General features: G+C 75.3%; 7 protein-coding genes and 3 pseudogenes. 6 read left to right on the forward strand and 4 right to left on the reverse strand.

Annotated elements, in window-relative coordinates; all coding sequences use genetic code 11:
* The 4 genes and pseudogenes from ABZU53_RS31440 to ABZU53_RS31455 all read left to right on the forward strand — a co-directional run.
* Positions 1-216, forward strand: a pseudogene (locus tag ABZU53_RS31440) (SAM-dependent methyltransferase); the annotation flags it as partial.
* Positions 217-280: 64 nt separating this feature from the next.
* Positions 281-1,219: a lysylphosphatidylglycerol synthase transmembrane domain-containing protein gene (locus ABZU53_RS31445; RefSeq protein ID WP_355069203.1), complete on the forward strand. Its 939-nt coding sequence runs from the start codon at positions 281-283 to the stop codon at positions 1,217-1,219.
* Between the two features lie 57 nt (positions 1,220-1,276).
* Positions 1,277-1,897 (forward strand): annotated as a pseudogene (ribA, locus tag ABZU53_RS31450) (GTP cyclohydrolase II); the annotation flags it as partial.
* 134 nt (positions 1,898-2,031) lie between these two features.
* Positions 2,032-2,724, forward strand: coding sequence for a dihydrofolate reductase family protein (locus tag ABZU53_RS31455; protein WP_355069204.1), 693 nt, complete (start codon positions 2,032-2,034; stop codon positions 2,722-2,724).
* Positions 2,725-2,734: 10 nt separating this feature from the next.
* Here ABZU53_RS31455 and ABZU53_RS31460 read toward each other — a convergent pair whose 3' ends face one another.
* Positions 2,735-3,706, reverse strand: coding sequence for an RNA polymerase subunit sigma-70 (locus tag ABZU53_RS31460; RefSeq protein ID WP_355069205.1), 972 nt, complete (start codon positions 3,704-3,706; stop codon positions 2,735-2,737).
* A gap of 211 nt (positions 3,707-3,917) precedes the next feature.
* Between ABZU53_RS31460 and ABZU53_RS31465 the strand changes: the two genes are divergently transcribed.
* The gene (locus ABZU53_RS31465; RefSeq protein WP_355069206.1) at positions 3,918-4,334 is read left to right on the forward strand and encodes an SgcJ/EcaC family oxidoreductase; all 417 of its coding nucleotides are present in this window, start codon (positions 3,918-3,920) and stop codon (positions 4,332-4,334) included.
* 42 nt (positions 4,335-4,376) lie between these two features.
* Here the strand turns inward: ABZU53_RS31465 and ABZU53_RS31470 are convergent, their stop codons facing one another.
* Complete coding sequence (locus ABZU53_RS31470; protein WP_355069208.1) at positions 4,377-4,895, reverse strand: hypothetical protein; 519 nt, start codon at positions 4,893-4,895, stop codon at positions 4,377-4,379.
* Positions 4,888-6,255, reverse strand: a complete 1,368-nt coding sequence (locus tag ABZU53_RS31475; protein WP_355069210.1) for a molybdopterin-dependent oxidoreductase — start codon at positions 6,253-6,255, stop codon at positions 4,888-4,890. The genes ABZU53_RS31470 and ABZU53_RS31475 overlap by 8 nt, the downstream gene beginning before the upstream one ends.
* A 237-nt stretch (positions 6,256-6,492) precedes the next feature.
* On the opposite strand from ABZU53_RS31475, the gene ABZU53_RS31480 reads away from it, so the two are divergent.
* Positions 6,493-7,557 (forward strand): NAD-dependent epimerase/dehydratase family protein, encoded by a 1,065-nt coding sequence (locus tag ABZU53_RS31480; RefSeq protein ID WP_355069211.1) that lies wholly within the window; start codon positions 6,493-6,495, stop codon positions 7,555-7,557.
* A 330-nt stretch (positions 7,558-7,887) separates the two neighbouring features.
* Here ABZU53_RS31480 and ABZU53_RS31485 read toward each other — a convergent pair.
* Positions 7,888-8,171: pseudogene (locus tag ABZU53_RS31485) on the reverse strand (hypothetical protein); the annotation flags it as partial.

The following is an 8,171-nucleotide window of genomic DNA, read 5'->3' on the forward strand; positions in this document are numbered from 1 at the left end:
GTGCCGGTGCGGGAGCGGCCCAGCCCGTGGCGGCTCGGCCCGGAGCAGGCCGACCTGGCCGCCGAGTGGTTCCGCGGCTGGCTGGGCGCGGCCTGCGAGCAACGCCCGGAACTGGCCGGCGCAACCGGGGCGTACGCCCAGCGCCGGCTGGCCGACGCCGCCGCCGGCCGGCTCGGCGTGCTGGTCGAGCACCTGGACCTTCTGGCCGGTGGATGAACCGTCGACGCCCTGGGTACGTGCACTAGAGGGAGTGGACGATCTTCAGGGAGGACCGGCGTCTATGGTGTGGGCCTGGGCACGAGTGGTCGGCGGGGTGGGCCTGCTCGCCGCCCTGCTGTGGCAGGTGGGCGGCGGCCCGTTCCTCGCCGGCGTACGGCTGATCAACGCGCCGGCGCTGGCCGCTGCCCTGCTCATCGGCGTGCTCACCACGGTCTGCGCGGCCTGGCGGTGGAGCCTCGTCGCCGGTGGCCTCGGCGTACGACTGCCGCTGGCGACCGCGGTGGCGCACTGCTACCGGGCGGTGTTCCTCAACGCCACGCTGCCCGGCGGGGTGCTCGGGGACGTGCACCGGGCGGTACGCCACGGCCGCGACGCCGGCGACGTCAGCCGGGGCATCCGGGCGGTGGTCTGGGAGCGTACCGCCGGCCAGGTGGTCCTGGTGGGTGTCGCGCTGGTGGTGCTGGCGGCGTTTCCGTCGCCGGTGCGGCCGTACCTGCCGGCCGCCGCCGCCCTGCTGCTCGCGGGCGGGCTGGCCGTCGTGCTGCTGGCGCGGCGCCTGCCCGGCGGCGGCCGGTCCCGGTGGGCCCGAGGCGTACGCACCGCCGTGGCGGACGTGCGGTCCGGGCTGCTGGCCCGGCGTACCTGGCTCGGCGTGCTGGTCGCCTCCGCCGTGATGGTCGCCGGGCACCTGGCCACCTTCCTGGTGGCGGCACGGACCGCCGGTTCGGACGCTCCGCTGACACGGCTGCTGCCGCTGACGCTGCTGGCCCTGCTCGCCATGGGTCTGCCCCTGAACGTCGCCGGGTTCGGACCCCGCGAGGGGGTGGCCGCGTGGGTGTTCGGCGCGGCCGGACTCAGCGCGGCCGAAGGTGTCGCCACCGCCACCGTCTACGGTGCCCTCGTGCTGGTGGCCAGCCTGCCCGGCGCGGCCGTGCTGCTCGCCCGGCGGGCCCGCAATCCCGCCACCGCTCGGGAAGCTGCCTCCGGCGGCGGCTGTTGAGTGGTGGTGAGACGGTACGCGTCGCCGCCTGTTGGCGGCGCCGGACAAAGGAGTCCCATGCCCGAAGCACTGCCGGTCGCCACGGTCCGTACGCAGGTCACGGTGCCGCTGGCGTTTCCCGACGGCTACACCACCACCGTCCGGGTGTTCACGTTCAAGGGCCTCATCGACGGTCGGGAGCACCTCGCTCTCGGCCTGGGTGACTGGGCCGGGGCGCTGGACCGGCTCGCCGCCGGTGGCGAGCCGCCGCTGGTCCGCCCGCACAGCGAGTGCCTCACCGGTGACGTGTTCGGCAGCCAGCGCTGCGACTGCGGGCCGCAGCTGCGCGAGGCGGTGCAGCGGATCGCCGAGACCGGCGGGTTCCTGCTCTACCTGCGCCAGGAGGGCCGGGGCATCGGCCTGTACGCCAAGCTCGACGCGTACGCCCTGCAGGATGCCGGGCTGGACACCTACCAGGCCAACGTGGCGCTGGGCCGGGGCGAGGACGAGCGCGACTACAGCGCCGCCGCGCAGATGCTGGCCACCCTCGGCGTGCCGCGCGTGCGCCTGCTCAGCAGCAACCCGGACAAGGCCGAGCAGTTGACCCGGCTCGGCGTGGACGTCGTCGAACGCGTCCCCACCAGCATCTTCCTCTCCCCGGCCAACGCCGAGTACCTCGCGGCGAAGGCCGCCAAGGCGGCGCAGACCGAGGCGGCGGAGACCGAGGCGGCGCAGACCGAGGCGGCGCAGACCGAGGCGGCGCAGACCGAGGCGGCGGAGACCGAGGCGGCGGAGGCGCCGGCGGGCCGTACCCCTGACCGGCCCGTCTCCCGATGATCAGCCGGCCGTACGTGCTGCTGAGCTGCGCCGCCTCCCTCGACGGGTACATCGACGACGCCTCCGACCAGCGGCTGCTGCTGTCCAACGAGGACGACCTGGACCGCGTCGACGCGGTACGGGCCAGCTGCGACGCGATCCTGGTCGGCGCCGCCACGGTCCGCCGTGACGACCCGCGCCTGCTGGTGCGCTCCGCCGGGCGCCGGGCCGAGCGGGTGGCGTGCGGGCGGCCCGCCTCGCCCACCAAGGTGACCCTGACCGCCCGGGGGGATCTCGATCCGACCGCCCGGTTCTTCACCGCGGGCGATCCCGACCGGCTGGTCTACTGCGCCAGCGGTGTGCTGGACAAGACCCGCGAGCGGGTCGGTCGGCTGGCCACCGTGGTGGACGGGGGCGAGCCGGTCGACCCGGGGTGGGTCCTCGCCGACCTGGCGGCGCGGGGTGTGCGGCGGCTGATGGTGGAGGGCGGCGGGACGGTGCACGCGCAGTTCCTCACGGCCGGCCTCGCCGACGAGCTGCACCTGGTGGTCGCCCCGTTCTTCGTCGGCGACCGCCGGGCGCCCCGGTTCGTCGGCGAGGGAAGCTTCCCCTGGCACGCGGATCGCCGCGCCCGCCTGGCCGAGGCCCGCCAGATCGGCGACGTGGTGCTGCTGCGCTACGCGCTCTCCGACCGCTTCGGCGAGTCCTGACGCCCGCCGCTCAGCCCAACGTGGCCGGCACAGCGAAGGCGCGCAGCACCGCCGGGTCCTGGAAGACCACGTTGTGCGCCACCCTGGCCGACACGACGGTCAGCACCTGCACCGTGTGCAGGCGGTACCCCGGGCCGTCCTGCCGACAGTACGCGGCGAGGGTCGGCTGACCGTTCGCCGCCGTCGGCAGCACCCGCCAGTCCCGGCCCCGCAGGGCGAAAACCCGGGACATGAACCGGCCGTACGCCGCCCGGCCCGAGTACCAGAGGGGGACCGGCGGCATCTCCAACACCGCCGTGTCGGTGAGCAGGTCGACCAGCGCGGGCACGTCGGCGGCCTCGAACGCCCGCACGTACCGGTCCACCGTGGCGCGTGCCTCGGGATCGTCGGCCTCCCGCACGGCGTCGTCGCGCAGTCCGGTGTCGGCCAGCCCGGCGCGTGCCCGCTGCAGGGCGCTGTTGACGCCGGCGACCGAGGTGCCCAGCTGCCCCGCCACCTCGGCGGCGCTGAACCGCAGCACGTCGCGCAGGATCAGCACCGCGCGCTGCCGCGGCGGCAGCAGCTGCAGGGCCGCCACCAGCGCCAACCGCAGGCTGCTACGCCGCTGCACCACCATCTGGGGGTCATCGGTGCCGGTGAGCCGGGCGTCCGGCAGCGGCTGGAGCCAGGGCACGTCCATGCGCGGAGTCAGCGGGGCGTCCGGGTCCTCGCTGGCCGGGCCGAGACCGGTCGGCAGCGGTCGTCGTCGGCGGCCCTCCAGCGCGGTCAGGCAGGCGTTGGTGGCGATCGCGTAGAGCCAGGTACGCGGCGTGGCCCGGGCGGCGTCGTAGCGGTCCCGCGCCCGCCAGGCCCTCAGCATCGTCTCCTGGACGACATCCTCGGCCTCGTCGACGGCGCCCAGCATCCGGTAGCAGTGCGCCAGCAGTTCCGGTCGCAGCCCGGCCGTCGTCGTCACGAAACCGTCGCCCGCCAGCACATCCATGCGCCACCTCCACCGGCAGCATGCCAGCGCGGCACGCTCCCCGCCCAGCTGCAGGCGCGGTGAGAAATGCCCACCGCCGGCAGCGATGAGTTCACTGCCGCTCGCCGGTATCCCCCGGTGAGACGTGCCGTCGGCCCGCGCCCCCGTTGGTGCGGCGCGGCACGTCCCGCGGCGTCGGATCGACGGCGCCACCGACAGAGAGGTCACCCGCATGAGCAACACCTCGCTCGCCCCGAAAGGCGACGCGCCAACCGCCACCGATGCCATCCTCGACCTGTTCCGGCGCCTCTACGCCGCCTGGGGCGACAACGACGCGGACGCCTTCGCTGCCCTCTACCGCCCGGACGCCACAGTGGTCATGCCCGGTGTGCTGCACCAGGGCCGCGAGGCGGTGCGGGCGCACATGGCCGCCGGGTTCGCCGGACCGCTGAAGGGATCCCGTGGGGTCGACGAGCCACTGGACATCCGAGTGCTCGGAGAGACCGCGATCGTCGTGAGCGCTGCCGGCATCCTGATGGCCGGTGAGGACGAGCTGCCGACGGAGCGGCGTCGGCACGCCACCTGGGTCCTGCACCGCACGGACGGCGCCTGGGCCGTCGCGGCGTACGCCAACGCGCCGGCGGCCTGACCACTGCGGGCGCCCGACCGGCAGGCCGGGCGCCCGGGGCCGTCAGCGCCGGGCGCGGGACGCCGAACCGCGCCGGCCCAACGCCGCGCGCAGGCCGTACGTCGCGCCGCTGAGCAGGAAGAGCGCCGCGCTGAGCACCAACCAGCGCACCAGGTACGGCCGCTGGGTCAGGCCGGAGGCCGCCTCGTGGGTGGTCTCGCCCCACCGCAGGATGCCGGGGGAGAAGACCACGAACAGCAGCGCCGTGCCGAGCGCCGGCACCCGCAGGTGGTTGAGCAGCGTGACACGATCGCGTACCACCGCGCGCAGCACCCGGTCGGCGCTCGCGTACACCGGGAACAGCACCAGGTCGTGGGCGATGACCGCGCCGACGAACCAGAGCAGCATCCGGCTGAACGTCGCCTCCTGCGCCAGCCGCAGCGCCACCCAGCCGGCGAGCACGATGGCCGCCGTCACCAGGACGAAATGCCACGGCGCGGCGCCGTAGGCGGCCCGCAACCGCCCGGCCCGCCCAGCCGTCGGCCCGGCCCGTCCGCCGGTCGGCCCGGCTCGCTCAGCCATCGGCCTGACCCCGGAAGTCGATCTCGGTGACCCACTTCGTGCAGTGCACCCCGGGCAGGGCCGGCACGATGACCCGAGCCGGGTAGCCGTGGTCGGGGGCGAGGTCGACGCCGTTGACCCGCAGAGCGAGCAGCGAATCCGGATTGAGGACCTGGTTGGCGGCGAGCACCGCCGTGCGGAACAGCCCGGCCTGCTCCAGCGACGACACGCGCGCCGAGGCCGGGTCCGCGACCCCGGCGAGCGCGGCCAGGTCACGAAGACGGACGCCGGTCCAGGTCTGCCGGGTGGACCAGCCCTCCACGCAGGAGATGGGTAGGGCGGCGGTGTGCTGCGCCATGGCCAGCAGGCCGGGCCGGTCCAGGGTCACGGTCCGGCCGCCGCCGCGCAGCATCAGCCGCCAGCTCGCGTCGGTCTGCTCGGGGCGTACGCCGGCGGCGGCGACGGTGCGGTTGACCGGGAAGCCGTTCGGCCCGGTGCCGGGCTGTCGTCCGCGGGGCAGCAGCAGCGCGGTGCGCCGCAGCGGGCCGTCCAGGCTCTGCCCGATGGTGAGGACGGCCAGCAGCAGCGCCCCGCCGCCGACCAGGCCGACCGCGCCGCGCCGGCTGACCGTGGCCGGCCCGGGTTCGGCGGCGACCAGGCCGTCCGGGTCGGGCGGCTCGGGTCGTGTCGCGGCGCGCGGGGTACGCAGTTCCGCGCCCAGCGGGCGGGACCGCAGCGCGGTCACCAGCCGGGGAAACTTGATGATCACGTGCGCCACGAAGGCGCCGGTGAAGATCCAGGCCCCGAAGTAGTGGGCGGTGTAGAAGTCGAAGCCGAACACGTACGAGTACTGGATGTTGAGCAGGCCGGTGGCGATCTGGAACAGGATCCCGCCGACCAGCAGCAGCAGGGTCAGTCGTTCCAGCACCTGGGCCAGGGAGCGGGCCGGCGGCCAGTCGAACAGCTTCGGCAGCACCGACCACAGCTTGCCCAGCACCACGGGGACGAGCACGATGCCGAGCGTCACGTGCAGCCCCTGGGTGACCCGGAACAGCCAGGACGGCCGGGTCGGCCAGTCGAAGGCGGGCAGCCGCAGCCAGCCCACGTTCGCCGGGAACGCCTGGTCGAACTGCGGGCTGTAGGCGGCGTAGTCGAGCAGCCCGGTGATGATCACCAGTGGTAGCGCCACCAGCAGCACCGACCCGTAGACGGCGGTGAGCCAGGGGCCGCGCAACGGGCTGCGCCAGCTCCGTTTGACGGCGTCCCCACCCGGTGGGCCGTGCTGGGCCAGCCCGCGCCAGAGCCGGCGCGGAGCGCCGTAGCCGTCCGCGTCCGTTGCCCGGGTTTCGCTGCCGCTCGGGCCGGGTCTGCTAACCGGCACCCGCTGCCCCTTCCTCGCCGTCACGCGCCGTTGTCGTCCACACCGGTCGGCCCGGCCGGGCGCGTGGGCCGGTGGCGGGCACTGCCGGCAGGTTAGACCGCAGGGGTACGGCCCGGCCGGGTTTACCGCATTACCGAACGCTTACCGGGGCGTCGGCGCCCGCCGAGCTGTTGCGAACTCCTTACGGGTCCGCCGAACCGGCCCGCCGGGCGTCCCGTCCGCCCTACCGTGACCGGCATGCGCGTACTGGTCACCGGCGCGGCCGGGTTCATCGGGTCGCAGGTCGTCGACCTGCTCGTGGAGCAGGGCCACGAGGTGGTGGCGCTGGACGCGCTGCTGCCCCAGGCACACGGCGGCGAGCTGCCCGCCTGGTCACGCGGGCACCAGGTGGTCCGCGGCGACGTCCGGGACGGCCCTCTGCTGGACCGGCTGCTGACCGGCGTGGACGCGGTCTGTCACCAGGCGGCGATGGTCGGCCACGGCCTCGATCCGTCGGACGCCCCCGACTACGTCACGCACAACGACTACGGCACGGCGGTGCTGCTGGCGGCGCTGCACCGGGCGGGGATCGGTCGGTTGGTGCTGGCCAGCTCGATGGTGGTCTACGGGGAGGGGCGCTACGCCTGCCCCGAGCACGCCACGGTGCGCCCCGCGCCCCGCCGGCCCGAGGACGTGACGGCCGGCCGGTACGACCCGACCTGCCCACACTGCGGCCGCGGACTCGATCCGGTGCTCGTGCCGGAGGACGCGCCGTTGGAACCCCGCAGCACGTACGCCGCGAGCAAGCTCGCCCAGGAGCACCTGGCCGCCGCCTGGGCCCGGCAGACCGGCGGCGCCGTGTGGGCGCTGCGGTACCACAACGTCTACGGCCCCCGGATGCCCCGCGACACCCCGTACGCCGGAGTGGCATCGATCTTCCGGTCGGCGCTGGCGGCCGGCGTGGCGCCGCGGGTGTTGGAGGACGGCCGGCAACGGCGCGACTTCGTGCACGTCACCGACGTGGCGCGGGCCAACCTGCTGGCCCTAACCAGCAGCGCGCCGCCGGCCACGCTGGTGCCGGTGAACGTCTGCTCGGGCGAGCCGCACACGGTCGGAGAGCTGGCGGTCACCCTGGCCGAGGCGATGGGCGGGCCGGCCCCGCAGGTGGTGGGTGGGGCCCGCGCGGCCGACGTGCGGCACGTGGTCGCCGACCCCCGCCGGGCCGTGGAACTGCTCGGCTACACGGCCCGGGTCGGCTTCGCCGAGGGCGTGGCCGGCTTCGCCACCGACCCGCTACGGGAACCAGCCGCCGTCGCAGGCTGACCGCCCGCCGCCCGCCGCCCGCGGCTGGTCCACGCCGAGTGGTGCGCGCGGTGGTGCTGCTCGCGCGGCGCGGTGTGCCGAGCCGGCGGTGGTGCTGCTGGCTCGGGCGGTGGTGCTGGCTCCGGCGGTGGTGGCTCGCGGTGATTGGCGCGCGCGACGAGCCGGTACGGCCAATGAGCGGTATGACTGTGAGTCATATTTATGACTCACAGTCATACCGCTCAACGGAGTGGCAGGGCGGGCGGCGCGGGTGGCGGCGCGGCCGGGCGGCGCGGGTTGCGGCGCGGCCGGGCGGTGCGGCGGTGTGGCCGGGCGGTGCGGCCGGGGTGGTCAGGAGACAGTCCAGACCAGGTGGTTGACGGCCAGCGCGGTGAGCGCCTGCGCGGCCAGCCACCAGCGCCGGGACCCCGTCGGCAGGCGGGCGGTGGCCACCAGCAGCCACACGACGAACGGCAGCCAGATCCGCTCCACCTCGGCCTTGCTCAGCCCGGACAGGTCCGCGCCGAGCACCGCCACCAGGGCGGCCAGCGGTAGCAGCACGGTGGGGCCGGCTGCGCGTACCGCTGTTGCCGCAGGCGTGGCCAGCCGGCCGACGGCCCGCCACCCGCGCGCGG

The sequence above is a fragment of the Micromonospora sp. NPDC005194 genome (genome assembly GCF_040608335.1).
GTDB lineage: Bacteria > Actinomycetota > Actinomycetes > Mycobacteriales > Micromonosporaceae > Micromonospora.